Here is a 17,072-nt window from a genome sequence, read left to right on the forward strand (position 1 = left end):
CTATAAATCGTAAAGTTATCTTCATCAGAAGATGCTGTTTGTGACTTTTCTTAGAAGAATGCTACGAATATCTTCGCGGATAGCGAAAAAGGATAGCCAATAATGCAAATGTCCCCATAGTAAACGGGTAATACAAATTGCCTACAATGCTGATTGGAGAAATTTTAGCCAGCCCTGCCGCCATGAGTAATTGTGCTCCGTAAGGGATGATGCCTTGTATGAAACATGAAAATGTATCGAGGATACTGGCTGTTTTTCTACGATCTAAGTTGAACTTGCCGGCGATATCTTTGGCAATAGGTCCGGTAGTGATGATAGCAATTGTATTGTTGGCTGTACAGAGGTTGGCTATACTGACCAGGGCGGCGATACTAAGTTCTGCTCCACGCTTGCCATTGACATGGCGGGTTAACTTTCCAATGATAAAATCAATTCCTCCGTTATAACGGATTGTTTCGAGCATACCACCTGCAAGCAGGGTGATGATGATAAGTTCGCCCATCCCGGTTATGCCGTTTCCCATTGCTCCAAACCAGTCGAATATACTGAAACTTCCTGTAGCAAGTCCTATGATAGCTGTGGAGATGATGCCCAGCAGGAGAACAATCATTACGTTGATACCTGCTATGGCTGTACCCAATACAACAAGATAAGGGATGACTTTGAGCCATTCGATTTCTTGTACCTGGGGAGGAGCGGTGATTGATAGCCCCTGAACAATATAGATAATCAGAACAATAAGTGCAGCAGGTACAACGATCATTGAGTTCACGCGAAATTTGTCACGCATTACACAGCCTTGTGTTTTGGTAGAGGCAATGGTGGTGTCGGAAATAAAGGACAGGTTATCACCAAAAAAGGAACCACCTACAACGATAGCTACCATAAACGGAATATCTATGCCGGTTTTCAGTGCCAGGCCAGTGGCAACAGGGGTAAGAGCTACAATCGTTCCCACACTGGTTCCGATAGAAAGGGAGATGAAACAGGAAGCTATAAAGATGCCTGCCAATAACAAATTGTCGGGAAGAATGTGTAAAGTGAGGTTTACTGTTGCATCAATGGCTCCCATCTCTTTCGCGCTTTGTGCGAAAGCCCCGGCCAGGATAAAGATCCAGATCATCAGCATAATATTCTTATTGGAGGCTCCTACAGAGAACTGATAGACCCGTTGATCCAGCTTTAAACCACGTGTGATGGCGATAGCGTAACAGGAAGATACCAGAAAAGCTACTGTAATAGGGACTTTATAGAAATCATTGACTATAATGGAGGTTACCAGATAGAGGCACAGGAAAACAAATAGCGGGCTGAGTGCCCACCAGCCGGAGATATGCTTACTATTCTTTTCTTCGTTCATTTATATAGGGTTGTACTTGTTTTGGGATCGCAAAGATAATAATTAGTAGTTAAGAATGGGAGTAATAGGGGTTAGAATATAGTAGTTGGAATATAGTAGCCGGTAGTCAGAATCTATACAGCGTGTTTATGATTTACATACTAATATAGATTTAACTACCGGCTCTTTTATTCTAACTCCTAACTTCTATCTTCTAACTACTATCTTCTAACTTCTGATTTAAAGCGTTACTCCTGTCTTGAATATAGCGATTTCGCGATATCCTTTCTTCTCGTTGTTTACAAATTCACCACTTGCAACTTTGATAATATAGTCAATGAAACGTTCGCAAGTCTTTTCCATTGGTTCATTTTCAATGATAACGCCTGCATTAAAATCAATCCATCCCGGCTTGTTTTTAGCTAAAGTTGAGTTGGTAGAGATTTTCATAGTAGGTACGTAGGTACCAAATGGAGTGCCGCGACCGGTAGTAAATAACACCATATGGCAACCACAGGAAGCAAGGGCAGTGGCTGCCACCAGATCATTGCCTGGTGCAGAAAGCAAGTTGAGACCTTTCACCTGTAAGCGTTCTCCGTATGGTAATACACCTTCTACATAACTCTTACCACATTTCTGTGTACATCCCAGTGCTTTATCTTCCAGTGTAGAAATACCTCCGGCTTTATTTCCCGGTGAGGGGTTTTCTCCTACAGGTTCACCATGTGAGAGGAAGTATTCTTTAAAATCATTAATTAGTTTAACGGTTTCCTGAAATAACTCTTTGTTGTGACAACGGTTCATCAGAATTGTTTCGGCACCGAACATTTCAGGGACTTCAGTTAATACACTTGTACCACCTTGTGCTATAAGGAAGTCTGAGAACATGCCTAACAATGGATTGGCTGTAATGCCGGAGAAACCATCAGAACCACCACATTTTAAGCCTACACGCAGTTCTGACAAAGGAACTTCGGTACGCTCGTCTTTAGAAGCCTTAGCGTAAAGTTCGCGCAGGATTGCCATACCTTCTTCGTATTCGTCACCCACTTTCTGAGTAACCATAAACTTCACACGATCCTGGTCATAGTCACCTAAAAATTCGCGGAATACATCCGGTTGATTGTTTTCACATCCCAATCCCACAATAAGCACTGCACCTGCATTGGGATGAAGTACCATATCGCGAAGGATTTTCTTTGTATTTTCGTGGTCATCACCCAATTGCGAACAACCGTAGTTGTGTGGAAAAGCTACGATGGCATCCACGCCTTCACCTTCCGTTTCACGGCGTAAACCTTCGGCCAACTGATTGATAATACCATTGACGCAGCCTACAGTAGGAATAATCCATATCTCATTACGTACACCTACATCGCCATTTTTACGACGATATCCTTTGAAGGTCAGATCTTTCTTTGGAATATCGAGTGATACCTCTACCGGATTATAAGTATATTCCAGAAGTCCGGCCAGGTTGGTCTTTATATTATTTTCATTCATCCAATCACCCTGCTTCTTTACCATTTTGGCATGCCCGATAGGATAACCGTATTTGATGACGTCCTCTCCTTCAGCAAAGTTTTTCAAGGCAAATTTATGCCCGGCCGGAACATCTTCGTTCAGGATTATCTCAATGCCATCCACTGAAAGTTTCTCTCCTGCGGGTAGGTTAACGATAGCTACGGCTACGTTGTCAGCTGGGTTGATTTTTAGATACTTTGTTTCCATGATGCTTATTTATATTTACTGTTTTTACGATTGAAGAACCTTCTTTATTTATTGCTGTAATAGTCAATTGTTTCTACTGTCAACAGATCAATAGGCATATAGTTAATGCAATTTACCTCTTTTTTGAAAATAAGATGATCGCATAATGCCTTGATACCGTTGTATCCTTGTAGTTCCGGTTGCTGTGCTATAAGGAAATACACGCTTCCTTGTTTCAGGCAGGCTACATTTCGCTCCAGAAGGTCATAACCGATCAGGTTGAAGTTATTCTTTTCCCGGGTTTGCAGATATTCTCCTACAATGTACACTTTCGAATTAAATGTGATTCCGTTGCGCACAGTAGGATGCTCCCGGAAGAAGTTGTCCAACATAAGAGCATCTTCATCATTACGTTCGGCATGAAGGTCCAGTTCTAATATATTACATGCAGGGTGATGTTCCTTCATATATTGTCTGAATCCTTTTTCTCTGTTCTCCTGCTGATTGGACCCTACGATACCTTCATGTATTTTGCGGAAGATGACGATCTCTTTTTCAGCTCCAGCCAGTAACATCAGCATGCGTGCAGCAAAGTATCCGCTTTGGCGTGAGTTTTGTCCGAAGAAAGCCAGTGGGGGTATATCCTTAATATTTGAATCTATATATATATAAGGTATATCCAGTTCTGTTAATTGCCCGGTGAAAATCCGGGTATATTCGCGTACGGTAGGTGCCACCATCACTCCATCCGGATGCTGTGCTATAATAGCATCACTTGCGTTAACGAATGACTGGTAATCATAAGGATCATAATAGGTGGTTTTTACTGTAGTATTGAAATCGGAATAGGTACTAAGTGCCTTACTGATACCTTTTTCTACATCTGTCCAGTATTCCCCTTCTAAATGTTGAGGGAGGAGACATGCAAAAGAATACTTTTTATTGGAAGCTAATGCACTTGCATACATATTGGGCTGATAGTCCAACTGTTTTAGGATCTCTTCAACGCGTTTCCGGCTTGATTCGGAAACTCCGCTACGTCCATGAATGACGCGGTCTACTGTTCCTACTGATACGTCGGCCAGACGGGCGATATCTTTGATTCTGATTCTATCAGGCAACTTATTCATATTTACGATTTGACTGTTTGCGATTTACGATTGAAAAGACATCAGACTTATGGTTGAATGAACGAAGTTTTATCAATCGTAAATCGTAAATGATCAAATCGTAAATCAATATTGTGCTCGTACACAATAATAATATTAATATTTTCGACACAAATATATAACAATTTTTGTAATTACGAAAATTGTTGTATCTTTGTGCCCGCACACGAAAGCTATGTGGTGTACGTTTGTTGTTTGTATATATTGCATAGTATCAGTGTGTTAAGCTGCAAAATGGGCTTATGATGATAAATTGAAACTTAATAATATTAATTACTTATTTCATTAAAACATAGAATTATGGGAAAGAAAGTCGTTACGTTAGGCGAAATCATGCTTAGATTATCAACTCCAGGTAACACTCGTTTTGTTCAATCTGACTCTTTTGATGTAGTATACGGTGGTGGAGAAGCCAACGTTGCAGTGAGCTGTGCAAACTATGGCCACGATGCATACTTCGTATCAAAATTGCCTAAACACGAAATCGGTCAGTCTGCTGTAAATGCATTGCGTAAATATGGTGTAAAGACAGACTTTATTGCCCGTGGTGGTGATCGCGTAGGTATCTATTATCTTGAAACAGGGGCTTCTATGCGTCCAAGTAAAGTAATCTATGACCGTGCTCATTCTTCTATCGCTGAAGCTGATGCTGCTGATTTTGATTTTGATGCTATTATGGAAGGTGCTGACTGGTTCCACTGGTCTGGTATCACTCCGGCTATCTCTGATAAAGCTGCTGAACTGACTCGTTTGGCTTGTGAGGCTGCAAAACGTCATGGCGTAACAGTTTCTGTAGACTTGAATTTCCGTAAGAAACTATGGACTAAAGAAAAAGCACAGTCTATCATGAAGCCGTTAATGAAATATGTAGATGTATGTATTGGTAATGAAGAAGATGCAGAACTCTGTCTGGGTTTCAAGCCGGATGCTGATGTTGAAGCAGGACATACGGATGCTGAAGGTTACAAAGGTATCTTCCAGCAGATGATGAAAGAGTTTGGATTCAAATATGTAATTTCTACATTGCGTGAGTCTTTCTCTGCTACACATAACGGTTGGAAAGCTATGATTTACAATGGTCAGGAGTTCTATACTTCAAAGCGTTATGATATTGATCCTATCATCGACCGTGTAGGTGGTGGTGACTCATTCTCCGGAGGTATCATCCATGGTTTGATGACGAAACCGAACCAGGGTGAGGCTCTTGAATTTGCTGTTGCTGCTTCTGCATTGAAACACACTATCAATGGTGACTTCAACCTTGTATCAGTAGAAGAGGTAGAAGCGCTGGCAGGAGGTGATGCAAGCGGACGCGTGCAAAGATAAAGAGATTTACGATTAGACGATTTACTATTTACGATTGAAATTACTTTTGGATAATGGACTCTGATGAATTGAAAAAACGATTCAAAATGTTCTCACTGAGAATAATTAAAATGGTAGATAGTATGCCTAATATGATTTCAGGTAATGCTATTGCTAAACAGATTGTTCGTTCGGGAACTTCACCTGCTGCTAATTATAGAGCAGCTTGTTTAGGAAAATCCGATAAAGATTTTCTGAATAAGTTGAAAATGGTGGAGGAGGAATTGGATGAAACGATGCATTGGCTGGAAATCATAGGAGATAGTGGTATGATAAAGTCTGAAAAATTATTGGATTTATCACAAGAAGCGGATGAACTCTATCGGATAATAAGTAAGTTCAATCGTTACATCAAAAGCCCGTCAATTAAAGCAAGTCTAATCGTAAATATATAATAAAAGTAATTTCAATTGTAAATAGTAAATCGTCTAATCGTAAATATTATAGTCGTGGCAAAATTTGATAAAATAGCGGTTCTGAACAAGATTGGTTCAACCGGCATGGTTCCTGTATTCTACCATAAAGATGCAGAAATTGCAAAAAAAGTAGTAAAAGCTTGTTATGAAGGTGGTGTTCGTGCTTTCGAATTCACGAATCGTGGTGACTTTGCTCATGAAGTATTTGCTGAAATAGTGAAATTTGCAGCAAAGGAATGTCCGGAAATGGCTATGGGTATTGGCTCTATTGTTGATCCGGCTACAGCTGCACTGTATATTCAGTTAGGTGCTAACTTCGTAGTAGGTCCGTTGTTCAACCCTGAAATCGCTAAGATCTGTAACCGTCGTCTGGTAGCTTATACTCCGGGATGTGGTTCGGTATCAGAAGTAGGTTTCGCACAGGAGGTAGGTTGTGATCTTTGCAAAGTATTCCCGGGTGATGTATATGGTCCTAATTTTGTAAAAGGTCTGATGGCTCCGATGTCATGGTCTAAATTAATGGTGACCGGCGGAGTTGAGCCGACTAAAGAAAATCTGACTGCCTGGATTAAGGCTGGCGTATTCTGCGTAGGTATGGGTTCTAAACTCTTCCCGAAAGATAAAGTAGCTGCCGAAGATTGGGCTTATGTTACAGCTAAATGTGCTGAAGCATTGGGTTACATTGCTGAGGCTCGTAAATAAAGAAAAAATTTACGATTAGACAATTTACAGTTTATAATTGGGGTTACTTCAATCATAGAATCGTAAATCGTTCAATCGTAAATCTAAAATATGCCTCTAAGGGTTAGTTAGTTTAGTTAGTTGAGGCATATTTTTTTCATTTTGTTTAAAGGTGTTTAAAGGGGACAGCCATCGGAATGACATTGTTAGTGAATCATTCCGGTGGCTTGTTTTTATTATGTTTATTTCTTCACCAGTTTCTTCAGCAAGCGGGTTGCTGTGAATGATTGGCGATGGAAGATAAATACTGGTATGGCTGCACCTACTACCAGGGCAAAAAGCACGAAGATAGTGGTAGCTCCGTTGTGGCAAAACTCCACCAGGTATTTTAATGAAGCGGTGTCATCTTTTGTTTGCATGAATTGAGTTAATGCAAGAATACTCTTATAAGCAAACATTCCCGGAATCATAGGGAGTAAAGATGGGAACGAAAAAACTTCTGCCGGGCAATGAATGGCTTTTGCAAACGGGATAGCCAGCAGACCGATAGAGAAGGCGGCGAAGAACGAAGCCGTTGCAATCTCCAAAGGCATAGCAGTGTGCATAAGGAAATAACGCAATCCGTGACCTATGGCGGCCAGTAAAGCGGATATTAATATGGCTTTACGGGGTGGATTGGATATAATGGCAAACCCGATAGCAGCAATAGCGGCAAAGGCCCCATCTTGTATGATCTCTGTGATAAACTGTGCTGTCATAAGGCGCTGATTCCGGTTAATAAAAGAGTCATTGACAGACCTATCGCTATACAAATGATAAGCAGACAAGCGTTGATAAATCTCGAAGTCCCTGCCAATACATGCCCGTCGATAATGTCCATGATGGAGTTAATCAATGGCACCCCCGGAATAAGGTAGAGAACACTTGTACCCAGTGCCATATCGGGAGTATTGCCCCAATGCATCAGATAGCCTGTACTGCCAATCATTGAAGCCACGAAAGCGGAGATTATAAATACCGCCAGATGGTTCCAGTGATGTTCCATCAGTAGGGTACGGACAAAGAAACCTACCAGAGTGGCTGCAAATACAATTCCCATCGAAGTAAAGTCTCCCTGAAACAAGCGGCAAAAGGATGCATTGGCAAATGCAACAAGGATTAGTACCAGCCATTTGCTCTCGCGTGGCTTGCTGACAATGTCCAGATAACGGCGTTGCAATTCCGGCAATGAGAGTCGTTCATCATAAGCTTGCCAGCTAAGGGTACTAAGCTTTGAATTGATGGCAAAGTTCAATCCCATAGGCTTTATTTTGTTCACAGTACTGTATGAATGTGAATTGTCGGCGTCACGCAATGTCATAATGATCGTTTTCTGAAAGATCGTCATATCGCAGAGGAACCCGAATGATTCGGCTATACGCGCGGTGTTGCGTACAATACGTGAAGTTTGTACTCCTACAGCCATAAGGCTGGTAGAGTACTCCGACAGGAATTTAGAAAGCTCTTTTAATTCTTGATGGATATCCATGGGGGTGTTTTAACGTGCTAATTGATTCTTTACAATCCGGGTTATGATAAGTGTAATAATGTACAATACCGCGAAACCTACAATTCCGAAGATGAATGGTTTTTGTTCTTCAAATGTTCTGCGTACAGGTGTTGTAGCTACTGTGCCGGTGGTATAGGTGGTAACAGTTTGTATTGCCTCTTGAGATGTTGCGGTTGCCTGGCAACTGTCTGTGTTGGAAGTTTCTTCCACTTGTTCTCCTGATAACATAAATCTTTTCTCCTTATTAAATCTTTAAATCTAAAATAACACAATTGTTTCTCTGCAAAGAGAGTTAGGTCCCTGATGTCTATAACACAGTTCTTAGATTTTAGTTTAATTCCGGCTAAATATCGATTGTTTCAAGATGAAAAAGCGCTATTTCGGCGGCAAAGGTAATCAAAAAAACAGTAGACAAAAGAGAGAAGAGAATTTCTTTTGGATAAGTTTTCGGTTCATTTCTGTATCAACCGGAAGCTTATTTTTTTCTGTGTCTGAAAAAGTAGATCGGAAGGAATATCAGTAATATCCAGAGAAGGCTGATAAGAGGTAGGTAGCGATTATAAAGGTATTCACCATCTTCAGGGATATGATTCATAAGGCATTGTAAACAGTGACAATGGATGTTGGAATCATTGTGTGAAATAAGGCATAGGCAAAATGTAACAATACCGATTATGAGAAATAACAAAAGGATTGTCAAGTTTCTGCGATAATGTGTTCGTTTGGAAGTTGGTTTTGAGATAAGAACCATTGTTTTGTTATTATTTATCGTTGCAAAGTTACGTGTGAAACAAAGAAAGGACAATACCTAAATATGATGAATCCTCTTAGAACAATACTTATTTATGGGTATAAGCTTATCAGGTGAATTCTTATTTACTTGTTTTCCTGAACCAATTCAGGATATGAAATGTTTCCTTTTTAAATAGAGATCTGTTTTTCATAACAGGCTAAAATAGAATATAATAATGGTACACAATCACGAACATCATTCGCATGAGCACGTACATCAGTTATCGTCGCTTAATAAATCGTTCATTATAGGAATTACGCTCAATATACTTTTTGTCCTTGTTGAGTTCGGCATCGGTTTTTATTATGATTCTTTGGGTTTGCTTTCCGATGCCGGACACAACTTGGGAGATGTAGCGAGCCTTGTGCTCGCTATGCTTGCTTTTCGTTTGGCAAAAGTACATCCTAATAGTCGCTATACGTATGGTTATAAAAAGAGTACGGTATTGGTTTCTCTGCTCAATGCTGTAATTCTATTGGTTGCTGTAGGTATCATTATTACCGAAAGTATAGGCAAGCTACTTCATCCTACTCCTGTAGAGGGTGCTGCTATTGCCTGGACAGCCGGGGCAGGCGTTGTAATAAACGCTGTCACTGCCTGGCTTTTCATGAAAGATAAAGAGAAAGATCTGAATGTAAAGGGAGCATATCTGCATATGGCTGCTGATACGCTGGTCTCTGTAGGAGTAGTGATTTCGGGTATTATCATCATGTATACCGGCTGGACCATTGTCGATCCGGTTATCGGGCTGGTTATCGCAGTTATTATCGTTATATCTACCTGGGGGTTGTTGCATGACAGTCTTCGGCTTTCATTGGATGGAGTACCTGTAGGAATAGATACGGAGAAAATAGAACAGCTTATACTTTCACAACCCGGCGTTGTGGGGTATCATCATCTTCATATCTGGGCGTTGAGTACCACTGAAACTGCATTGACTGTACATATTGTATTGGATGAAATGAATCATATGGAGGAAGCTAAGCATCTCATCAGGCGTGTATTAGAGGATGCGGGCATTCATCATATTACGCTTGAGTTTGAGTGTGAAGGTGCCACCTGCGACGAAGAAACTTGTTGATTGAGGCTTTTTTACGTACCTTTGCCGCCCTAAACTAACAAACCCTTTAAAACCTATGCTTACTGATTTATTGAACTCCTCTTATTTTGCACTTTTTCTGATTGTTGCTTTAGGCTTCATGTTGGGAAGAATCAAGATCAAGGGGCTATCGCTCGATGTATCGGCGGTCATTTTTATTGCTTTACTTTTCGGACATTTTGGTGTAATTATCCCCAAAGAGTTGGGTAACTTCGGATTGGTACTTTTTATATTTACGATTGGTATCCAGGCCGGTCCCGGATTTTTTGATTCTTTCCGAAGCAAAGGAAAGACCCTGATTCTTATTACGATGCTCATTATCTGTTCGGCTTCGCTTACGGCTGTAGGGCTGAAGTATGCTTTTGATATTGATACCCCGAGTGTTGTGGGACTGATTGCCGGTGCACTGACCAGTACTCCGGGACTTGCTGTAGCTATTGACAGTACAAATTCTCCGATGGCCTCCATTGCTTATGGTATTGCTTATCCGTTCGGTGTTATCGGAGTTATCTTGTTTGTGAAACTGCTTCCTAAGATCATGCGGGTGAACCTCGACCAGGAGGCACGCCGTCTCGAAATAGAACGTCGCGGACAATTTCCTGAATTGGGAACCTGTATTTATCGCGTCACCAATCCAAGTGTGTTCGGCCGTAGCCTGATGCAAATCAATGCCCGTGCAATGACCGGAGCTGTTATTTCCCGGCTGAAGCACGACGAAGAAATTTCGATCCCTACTGCCCACACGGTGCTTCGTGAAGGAGATTATATTCAGGCTGTGGGGAGTGATGAGTCTTTGAATCAGCTTGCCGTGTTGATTGGTAAGCGTGAAGAGGGTGAACTCCCATTGGATAAGACTCAAGAGATTGAGTCGTTGCTGCTCACTAAGAAAGATATGATAAACAAACAGTTGGGCGACTTAAATCTGCAACGCAACTTTGGTTGTACGGTGACCCGTGTTCGCCGAAGTGGTATTGACCTTTCTCCGTCACCGGATCTTGCGCTGAAGTTTGGTGATAAGTTAATGGTGGTAGGCGAGAAAGAAGGTATACAGGGAGTGGCGCGTTTGTTGGGCAATGATGCCAAAAAGCTGTCGGATACCGATTTCTTTCCTATTGCGATGGGGATCGTACTTGGCGTATTATTTGGAAAGCTCAATATATCCTTCCCCGGTGGATTGTCTTTCTCTCCGGGATTGACGGGTGGTGTACTGATAGTGGCTCTGGTGCTTAGTGCAGTAGGTAAAACCGGACCAATCCTTTGGTCAATGTCCGGACCTGCCAATCAGTTATTGCGCCAATTAGGGTTGTTGCTCTTTCTTGCTGAAGTCGGTACCTCTGCCGGAAAGACTCTTGTAGCTACTTTCCAGGAGAGCGGATTGCTGATGTTCGGGGTAGGGGCAGCTATTACAATAGTGCCTATGCTGGTAGCCGTATTGGTAGGCAGGCTGGTTTTTAAAATTAATGTACTCGACTTATTGGGAACCATAACCGGAGGCATGACCAGTACACCGGGGCTTGCTGCTGCCGACTCAATGGTAGACAGTAATATCCCAAGTGTGGCTTATGCTACGGTTTATCCGATTGCAATGGTATTTCTTATTCTCTTTATACAGATTATATCAACGGTTGTATATTAATGAAGACGCTTTTTCTTATAAGCATTGTGTTTACGCTTTCTGCTTTGTCCGTATCCGGGCAAAGTATTGAAAGGCGTGTGACACCTCCTGCGGGATATGTTCGTGAAGCCTGTGATCTCCATTCGTTTACAGCATATTTGCGGACACTGTCTTTATTACCGGCAGGGAGTAAAGTGTTGCTTTACAACGGGCAGGTGAAGCGGAACCAGGCTGCGGCTTACGCTGTGATCGATATGGAGATCGGTAATCGTGACTTGCAGCAGTGTGCTGACGCTGTGATACGATTGCGTGCTGAATATTTGTGGGCACAGAAACGATATGATGAGATAAAGTTTAACTTCACCAGTGGTTTCCCTGCCGAATATAAAAAGTGGGCAGAGGGTAATCGTATTAAAGTAAACGGAAACAAGGTACAGTGGTATGCCGCAACTGCTCCCGATTATTCTTATAAGACTTTCCGCAAATATCTGGATATAGTATTTATGTATGCCGGTACGGCTTCCTTGTCAAAAGAGCTTGTTGTTGTTCCTTATGCCTCTTTGTCTCCCGGTGATGTATTTATACAAGGCGGTTCTCCCGGGCATGCTGTTATTGTGATGGATGTGGCGGTGAATCCGCAAACCCGGAAAAAAGTATATCTGCTGGCACAAAGCTATATGCCTGCGCAGCAGATACATTTATTGGTTAATCCTCAAAATCGTTCACTCTCTCCGTGGTACGAACTTTCATCCGAAACTACCGGCAAACTCTATACCCCCGAATGGGTCTTCAATAAGAGTGATTTAAAACGTTTTATCTCCGGAAACGAATAAAAAGCTCCGGAGTTTAAAATATCTTATTCGTTCTAAAGTAATTAACTACCTGGTCCAGAGCTTTTGCATAACGATCCAGATTCTGATCGGACAAGGGATAGTCTTTTGCAGGAAGCACAGGGAATACTTTTACCGGGAAGTCCGTAGCGTCATAAGCTTTACCGCAGATCATGGTAAATGCTTTACCGTCTACCGGCTGATAGAAAGGCGACAGGCTTTCTTTTCCGTTGCGTCTGGGTTCGGCAGCCCGTAAAAAATCGGCATCCCCTTCGTAGAAACCGAGTTGCTGAAGCCAGTAATTTGTTTGCAAAGACATTGCTAATATACATTTTATGGAAGGATTCTCCGACAAAATCCATTTGATATGTTCGATGCCTTTTTGTGCTTTTTCTTCGGGTATGAAAGTTCTTTTTCCTTTGGGAGCCGGTTCTACATCATCGTTGCACAAATTGGTGATGTACACATCTTCGGGAGTTAACTGATGATCGGTGAGTCTCATTACATAGTTGAAGAGATTGCGTGACTCCACGTTTCTACTGCGCTCTCCGTGATCTTCCGGAAATCCGCGAAAATAATAATCGGCAAACATAGCGTACTTTGCTACGGTTTCCGACCACTGCAAGTTTGAATCTTCTCCTATCACAAGTATCCTGGGGGTATTTATCGCTTTCCAGTCTTTCGTTCTCATTGTAGTTTTATTATTAAATAAATATGATACGACAAATGTACTGTTAATCTGTTAATATCCGTTGAGAAACGCATGAAAAGTTTTCATAGGGCCTTCTCGGCCGGGGAGGTACGACAGGCGATAGTACATTGAAACACAGGTGAGCGCAAATTCTCGCAAAGTGTCTCATAGAGGAACGTATGAAGTCTCGGTGTGTAAGATTGTTTTAGATGTACATGTAAAGCAGTACGACATGTACATGTGGAACGGTACGACATGTGCATGTGGAACAGCACGACATGTACATGTAAAACAGTAATACATGTCGAGAAAAGGAACATTCCTTTCTGAGAAAAACAAAGTACGATACCGGATAAACGTAATGATACTGTTTAGGGGGACCCTTGGAACCTCTTCATTGTAATAATATGTCAATATACCAATGTCTTGCGATAAAACAGCGCAGCCAATTGGTACATCAGCACATTGGCAACTTTTGCATCAGGCTGAGTGTTATTACTATTTCACTGTAAAGATGAGGAGCTTCTTTGAGATATGAAATACCTAATAATAGTGAAAAACCAGGCTTTTCTGCCTGTTAGTCGGTATTTGTTGACAAATCATCATTAATGGGGATTGTCTGATATAATTATTCCCCTTATCTTTGCCGAAAACAAACTTAGATGAAACGATTGTACCTGTCTATTCTGAAGTGGTTCCTCCCTGTACTGTTTATTTCGTACATGGCAGGCATTACGCTGTTCACTCACTCGCACGTGGTGAACGGGGTGACAATCGTTCACTCACACCCCTTTAAGAAAGGAACAAAACATGAACATACGAGTGTTGAGTTTCAGCTAATTCACTTCTTAACCCACGTTCAAACTACAGATGCGGGTATTATCCCGGTTTTTGCAGCATTTACGGCATTGTTGTTGTGTACGCTTCTATGGTGTCCTCAACGTATAGGCCGTCATGCTTCTTGTGCAGGAGTGGTGTCATTGAGGGCACCTCCTTCGCTTTATCTATCGTAAGCTCTTTCCGTCTCAACGCGAAAGAACCTCTTTTTTAATCATTTATTAATAATAAGTAACTACCGGATGGTGGTTGGGGAAAGGACTGTACGATTGTCCTGTCTCCATCCTTTGTCATTGCCGGGTGGTTACTACTAACTACAAACGAAAATGAAAAAATATATCTTTATTCTCGTTGGCCTGTGCTATGTTTTTTTCTCAGCAATGGCCACACAACCCGAACATCCTGAATTCCCTGAGTTGAAGAAATCTGACGCCAATATCATCGGGCATGTACTTGATAAGAATAGCGGCGAGCACTTACCATATATTACGATTGCCCTTAAAGGGACTACCATAGGTACGGTAACAGATGTTACGGGACATTATTTTCTGAAGAATCTTCCCGAAGGCAATTTCAGGATGGAAGTCAGTTCTGTGGGATACAAAACCCTGACCCGCGACGTAACCTTGAAAAAAGGCAAGACGCTGGAAGAGAATTTCGAACTGGAAGAAGACGCTATTGCTCTTGACGGGGTGGTTGTCTCTGCCAATCGTAACGAAACAACCCGTCGTATGGCACCTACATTGGTCAATGTGGTCGATCTGAAACTGTTTGAATCTACCAACTCCAGTACTCTCTCGCAAGGGTTAAACTTTCAGCCGGGCGTGCGGGTAGAAACCAATTGTCAGAACTGTGGCTTTCAGCAGGTACGTATCAATGGACTGGACGGGCCGTATACACAGATCCTGATAGACTCTCGTCCGGTGTTCAGTGCTCTTTCGGGGGTGTATGGGTTGGAGCAGATTCCTGCCAGTATGATTGAACGGGTAGAAGTAATGCGCGGAGGTGGTTCGGCTTTGTTCGGATCGTCTGCAATAGCCGGAACGATTAACATTATTACAAAAGAGCCACTGCGCAACTCCGGCCAGTTGTCTCATACTATTACCGGATTTGGGGGCGGTAACTCTTTCGATAATAATACCTCTTTAAATGTCTCTCTGGTGACGGACGATCATCGCGCAGGAGTTTATATCTTCGGTCAGAACCGCCATCGTTCGGGGTATGATTACAATGGAGACGGCTATACGGAGTTGCCCAAACTGAAGAACCAGACTGTAGGTTTCCGTTCTTATTTCAAGACGAGCACTTACTCTAAGCTGACTTTTGAGTATCATCATTTGCAGGAGTTCCGCCGGGGAGGAGATCTGCTGAATCGTCCGCCTCACGAAGCCAATATAGCCGAGCAATTGGAACATGCTATTGATGGCGGTAGCCTGAAGTTCGATTACTTCTCGCCCGATGAAAAACATCGCCTGAGCCTTTTCGCTTCGGCTTTGAATACAGACCGTGACAGTTATTATGGCGGTGGGAAAGACCTGAATGCCTACGGCAAAACCACAGATCTTACGGCCATGGGGGGTGCACAGTATATGTACAGTTTCGGGCGTTGCCTCTTTATGCCTGCCGATCTCACTGCCGGACTGGAATACAACCGTGACCGTCTGAAAGACAATATGTGGGGATACAACCGCCAGACGTTACAGACGGTGAATATTTACAGTGGCTTTCTCCAGAACGAATGGAAGAATGATAAGTGGGGTATTCTTCTCGGAGGTCGTCTGGATAAGCATAATCTGGTGAATCATGTCATTTTCAGTCCGCGTGCCAATCTGCGTTTTAATCCGACGAAGGATATTAACTTCCGTCTGAGTTATGCTTCCGGTTTTCGTGCTCCGCAGGCCTTTGATGAGGATTTGCATATTGAGAATGTGGGTGGTACAGTGTCTATGATTGAACGCGCTAAAGGATTGAAAGAAGAGAAGTCGCAGAGCCTGAGTGCCTCTGCCGATATGTATCACCGTTTGGGAGCCTGGCAAGTAAATTTTCTGGTCGAAGGGTTTTATACGAGTCTGAAAGATGTTTTCGTGCTTGGACCGTATGAGGACCGTGGAGATGGAGTATTGATACGGACACGCGGTAACGGACCGGGTGCAAAAGTCATGGGACTGACTTTGGAAGGAAAGCTGGCATATCTGACACAATTCCAGTTGCAGGCTGGTATCACTTTGCAACGGAGCCATTACGACGAACCGCATCAATGGGACGATGACGCTCCGGCTGAAAAGAAAATGTTTCGTACCCCAAATACTTACGGATACTTTACGGCTACCTATGCACCGATAAAGCCGTTAAGTATTGCTTTATCGGGTACGTACACTGGTAGTATGCTTGTACAGCGTGCTGCTATCTCTGCTGAGAATGCAGCGATGGGGGAGATGCCCGAACGTCCTGCAGTAGCTCTCACTACACCCAAATTCTTTGATCTTGGTGTGAAAGTAGCTTACGACTTTAAATTGTATAAAGCAGCGGTATTGCAACTCAATGGTGGCGTACAAAACATCTTTCAGGCATATCAGAAAGACTTTGACCGTGGGGCAAACCGCGACTCCAACTATATTTATGGTCCGGCAACGCCAAGGAGTTACTTTGCCGGAGTGAAAATAACCTATTAAGTAGAATTTTTCCGGCATTGCTTTCTGTGCATAGAAGTGTACCGGGTAATGGAGTGCATCTTTGTGCATCTTAGATATATGTAGCATATTTTCTTTATACTTTTAGAGGCGAAATTTCTTTTGTACAGTTGATACGTTCCCTGCATGTAGTAAAGGCGCAGACTGCATGCAGGGAACGCCTTTACTACATGCAGCCTGCGCCTTTACTGTTTACGCTGTTATAATTACCTTCAGCAAGCGATTGACCTCATTTTAGATTGTCCTCTTTTTTCTCTCCTTTTTCCCATCTCTTATTTCCTTTCTTTT

At 42.4% G+C, this 17,072-nt stretch carries 15 protein-coding genes; 8 read left to right on the top strand and 7 right to left on the bottom strand.

Annotated elements, in window-relative coordinates; translation table 11 throughout:
• Positions 1–61 precede the first annotated feature (61 nt).
• From HCG69_RS10130 to HCG69_RS10140, 3 genes are all read right to left on the bottom strand, one after another.
• On the bottom strand, positions 62–1,360 hold the full coding sequence (locus tag HCG69_RS10130) for a Na+/H+ antiporter NhaC family protein (protein WP_221649947.1): 1,299 nt from the start codon (positions 1,358–1,360) through the stop codon (positions 62–64).
• 219 nt (positions 1,361–1,579) lie between these two features.
• Positions 1,580–3,070: a UxaA family hydrolase gene (locus HCG69_RS10135; RefSeq protein ID WP_221649948.1), complete on the bottom strand. Its 1,491-nt coding sequence runs from the start codon at positions 3,068–3,070 to the stop codon at positions 1,580–1,582.
• A 44-nt stretch (positions 3,071–3,114) separates the two neighbouring features.
• Positions 3,115–4,179, bottom strand: coding sequence for a LacI family DNA-binding transcriptional regulator (locus tag HCG69_RS10140; RefSeq protein ID WP_221649949.1), 1,065 nt, complete (start codon positions 4,177–4,179; stop codon positions 3,115–3,117).
• Positions 4,180–4,518: 339 nt separating this feature from the next.
• Here HCG69_RS10140 and HCG69_RS10145 point away from each other — a divergent pair, with 339 nt between their 5' ends.
• The 3 genes from HCG69_RS10145 (at position 4,519) to HCG69_RS10155 (ending at position 6,701) form a co-directional block, all read left to right on the top strand.
• Complete coding sequence (locus HCG69_RS10145; RefSeq protein WP_002559795.1) at positions 4,519–5,544, top strand: sugar kinase; 1,026 nt, start codon at positions 4,519–4,521, stop codon at positions 5,542–5,544.
• Positions 5,545–5,666: 122 nt separating this feature from the next.
• Complete coding sequence (locus HCG69_RS10150; RefSeq protein ID WP_370634144.1) at positions 5,667–5,978, top strand: four helix bundle protein; 312 nt, start codon at positions 5,667–5,669, stop codon at positions 5,976–5,978.
• A 54-nt stretch (positions 5,979–6,032) separates the two neighbouring features.
• Positions 6,033–6,701, top strand: coding sequence for a bifunctional 4-hydroxy-2-oxoglutarate aldolase/2-dehydro-3-deoxy-phosphogluconate aldolase (locus tag HCG69_RS10155; RefSeq protein WP_002559797.1), 669 nt, complete (start codon positions 6,033–6,035; stop codon positions 6,699–6,701).
• 221 nt (positions 6,702–6,922) lie between these two features.
• On the opposite strand, the gene HCG69_RS10160 is transcribed toward HCG69_RS10155, so the two are convergent.
• The 3 genes from HCG69_RS10160 to HCG69_RS10170 are packed head-to-tail and all read right to left on the bottom strand — an operon-like array spanning position 6,923 to position 8,457.
• A complete protein-coding gene (locus HCG69_RS10160; protein ID WP_025867131.1) occupies positions 6,923–7,438 on the bottom strand; it encodes a threonine/serine exporter family protein in 516 nt (171 codons plus the stop codon).
• Positions 7,435–8,208, bottom strand: a complete 774-nt coding sequence (locus HCG69_RS10165; RefSeq protein WP_195348755.1) for a threonine/serine exporter family protein — start codon at positions 8,206–8,208, stop codon at positions 7,435–7,437. Before HCG69_RS10165 ends, HCG69_RS10160 begins: the two co-directional genes overlap by 4 nt.
• Before the next feature lie 9 nt (positions 8,209–8,217).
• Positions 8,218–8,457 carry a hypothetical protein gene (locus HCG69_RS10170; protein WP_025867132.1) on the bottom strand — a complete coding sequence of 80 codons (240 nt, stop codon included), beginning with the start codon at positions 8,455–8,457 and terminating at the stop codon, positions 8,218–8,220.
• A gap of 740 nt (positions 8,458–9,197) precedes the next feature.
• On the opposite strand from HCG69_RS10170, the gene HCG69_RS10175 reads away from it, so the two are divergent.
• From HCG69_RS10175 to HCG69_RS10185, 3 genes are read left to right on the top strand one after another with little or no spacing between them, the layout of a single operon-like run.
• The gene (locus tag HCG69_RS10175; protein WP_221649951.1) at positions 9,198–10,103 is read left to right on the top strand and encodes a cation diffusion facilitator family transporter; all 906 of its coding nucleotides are present in this window, start codon (positions 9,198–9,200) and stop codon (positions 10,101–10,103) included.
• A gap of 55 nt (positions 10,104–10,158) precedes the next feature.
• Positions 10,159–11,757: an aspartate:alanine exchanger family transporter gene (locus HCG69_RS10180; RefSeq protein WP_002559802.1), complete on the top strand. Its 1,599-nt coding sequence runs from the start codon at positions 10,159–10,161 to the stop codon at positions 11,755–11,757.
• Positions 11,757–12,569 carry a DUF4846 domain-containing protein gene (locus HCG69_RS10185; protein WP_025867134.1) on the top strand — a complete coding sequence of 271 codons (813 nt, stop codon included), beginning with the start codon at positions 11,757–11,759 and terminating at the stop codon, positions 12,567–12,569. The genes HCG69_RS10180 and HCG69_RS10185 overlap by 1 nt, the downstream gene beginning before the upstream one ends.
• A 13-nt stretch (positions 12,570–12,582) precedes the next feature.
• Here the strand turns inward: HCG69_RS10185 and HCG69_RS10190 are convergent, their stop codons facing one another.
• Positions 12,583–13,257: a hypothetical protein gene (locus HCG69_RS10190; protein ID WP_002559804.1), complete on the bottom strand. Its 675-nt coding sequence runs from the start codon at positions 13,255–13,257 to the stop codon at positions 12,583–12,585.
• A 662-nt stretch (positions 13,258–13,919) separates the two neighbouring features.
• On the opposite strand from HCG69_RS10190, the gene HCG69_RS10195 reads away from it, so the two are divergent.
• Positions 13,920–14,270 carry a hypothetical protein gene (locus HCG69_RS10195; protein ID WP_122201552.1) on the top strand — a complete coding sequence of 117 codons (351 nt, stop codon included), beginning with the start codon at positions 13,920–13,922 and terminating at the stop codon, positions 14,268–14,270.
• A gap of 150 nt (positions 14,271–14,420) precedes the next feature.
• Positions 14,421–16,766 carry a TonB-dependent receptor gene (locus tag HCG69_RS10200; RefSeq protein WP_221649952.1) on the top strand — a complete coding sequence of 782 codons (2,346 nt, stop codon included), beginning with the start codon at positions 14,421–14,423 and terminating at the stop codon, positions 16,764–16,766.
• Positions 16,767–17,072: the final 306 nt, after the last annotated feature.

Origin of the sequence: Bacteroides sp. K03, assembly GCF_019734355.1 — a bacterium.
Classification (GTDB): domain Bacteria; phylum Bacteroidota; class Bacteroidia; order Bacteroidales; family Bacteroidaceae; genus Bacteroides; species Bacteroides nordii.

Coding starts and splice junctions, on each gene's coding strand:
- HCG69_RS10130 (WP_221649947.1), bottom strand. CDS start 1,360: ATGAACGAAGAAAAGAATAGTAAGCATATCTCCGGCTGGTGGGCACTC.
- HCG69_RS10135 (WP_221649948.1), bottom strand. CDS start 3,070: ATGGAAACAAAGTATCTAAAAATCAACCCAGCTGACAACGTAGCCGTA.
- HCG69_RS10140 (WP_221649949.1), bottom strand. CDS start 4,179: ATGAATAAGTTGCCTGATAGAATCAGAATCAAAGATATCGCCCGTCTG.
- HCG69_RS10145 (WP_002559795.1), top strand. CDS start 4,519: ATGGGAAAGAAAGTCGTTACGTTAGGCGAAATCATGCTTAGATTATCA.
- HCG69_RS10150 (WP_370634144.1), top strand. CDS start 5,667: ATGCCTAATATGATTTCAGGTAATGCTATTGCTAAACAGATTGTTCGT.
- HCG69_RS10160 (WP_025867131.1), bottom strand. CDS start 7,438: ATGACAGCACAGTTTATCACAGAGATCATACAAGATGGGGCCTTTGCC.
- HCG69_RS10165 (WP_195348755.1), bottom strand. CDS start 8,208: ATGGATATCCATCAAGAATTAAAAGAGCTTTCTAAATTCCTGTCGGAG.
- HCG69_RS10170 (WP_025867132.1), bottom strand. CDS start 8,457: ATGTTATCAGGAGAACAAGTGGAAGAAACTTCCAACACAGACAGTTGC.
- HCG69_RS10175 (WP_221649951.1), top strand. CDS start 9,198: ATGGTACACAATCACGAACATCATTCGCATGAGCACGTACATCAGTTA.
- HCG69_RS10180 (WP_002559802.1), top strand. CDS start 10,159: ATGCTTACTGATTTATTGAACTCCTCTTATTTTGCACTTTTTCTGATT.
- HCG69_RS10185 (WP_025867134.1), top strand. CDS start 11,757: ATGAAGACGCTTTTTCTTATAAGCATTGTGTTTACGCTTTCTGCTTTG.
- HCG69_RS10190 (WP_002559804.1), bottom strand. CDS start 13,257: ATGAGAACGAAAGACTGGAAAGCGATAAATACCCCCAGGATACTTGTG.
- HCG69_RS10195 (WP_122201552.1), top strand. CDS start 13,920: ATGAAACGATTGTACCTGTCTATTCTGAAGTGGTTCCTCCCTGTACTG.
- HCG69_RS10200 (WP_221649952.1), top strand. CDS start 14,421: ATGAAAAAATATATCTTTATTCTCGTTGGCCTGTGCTATGTTTTTTTC.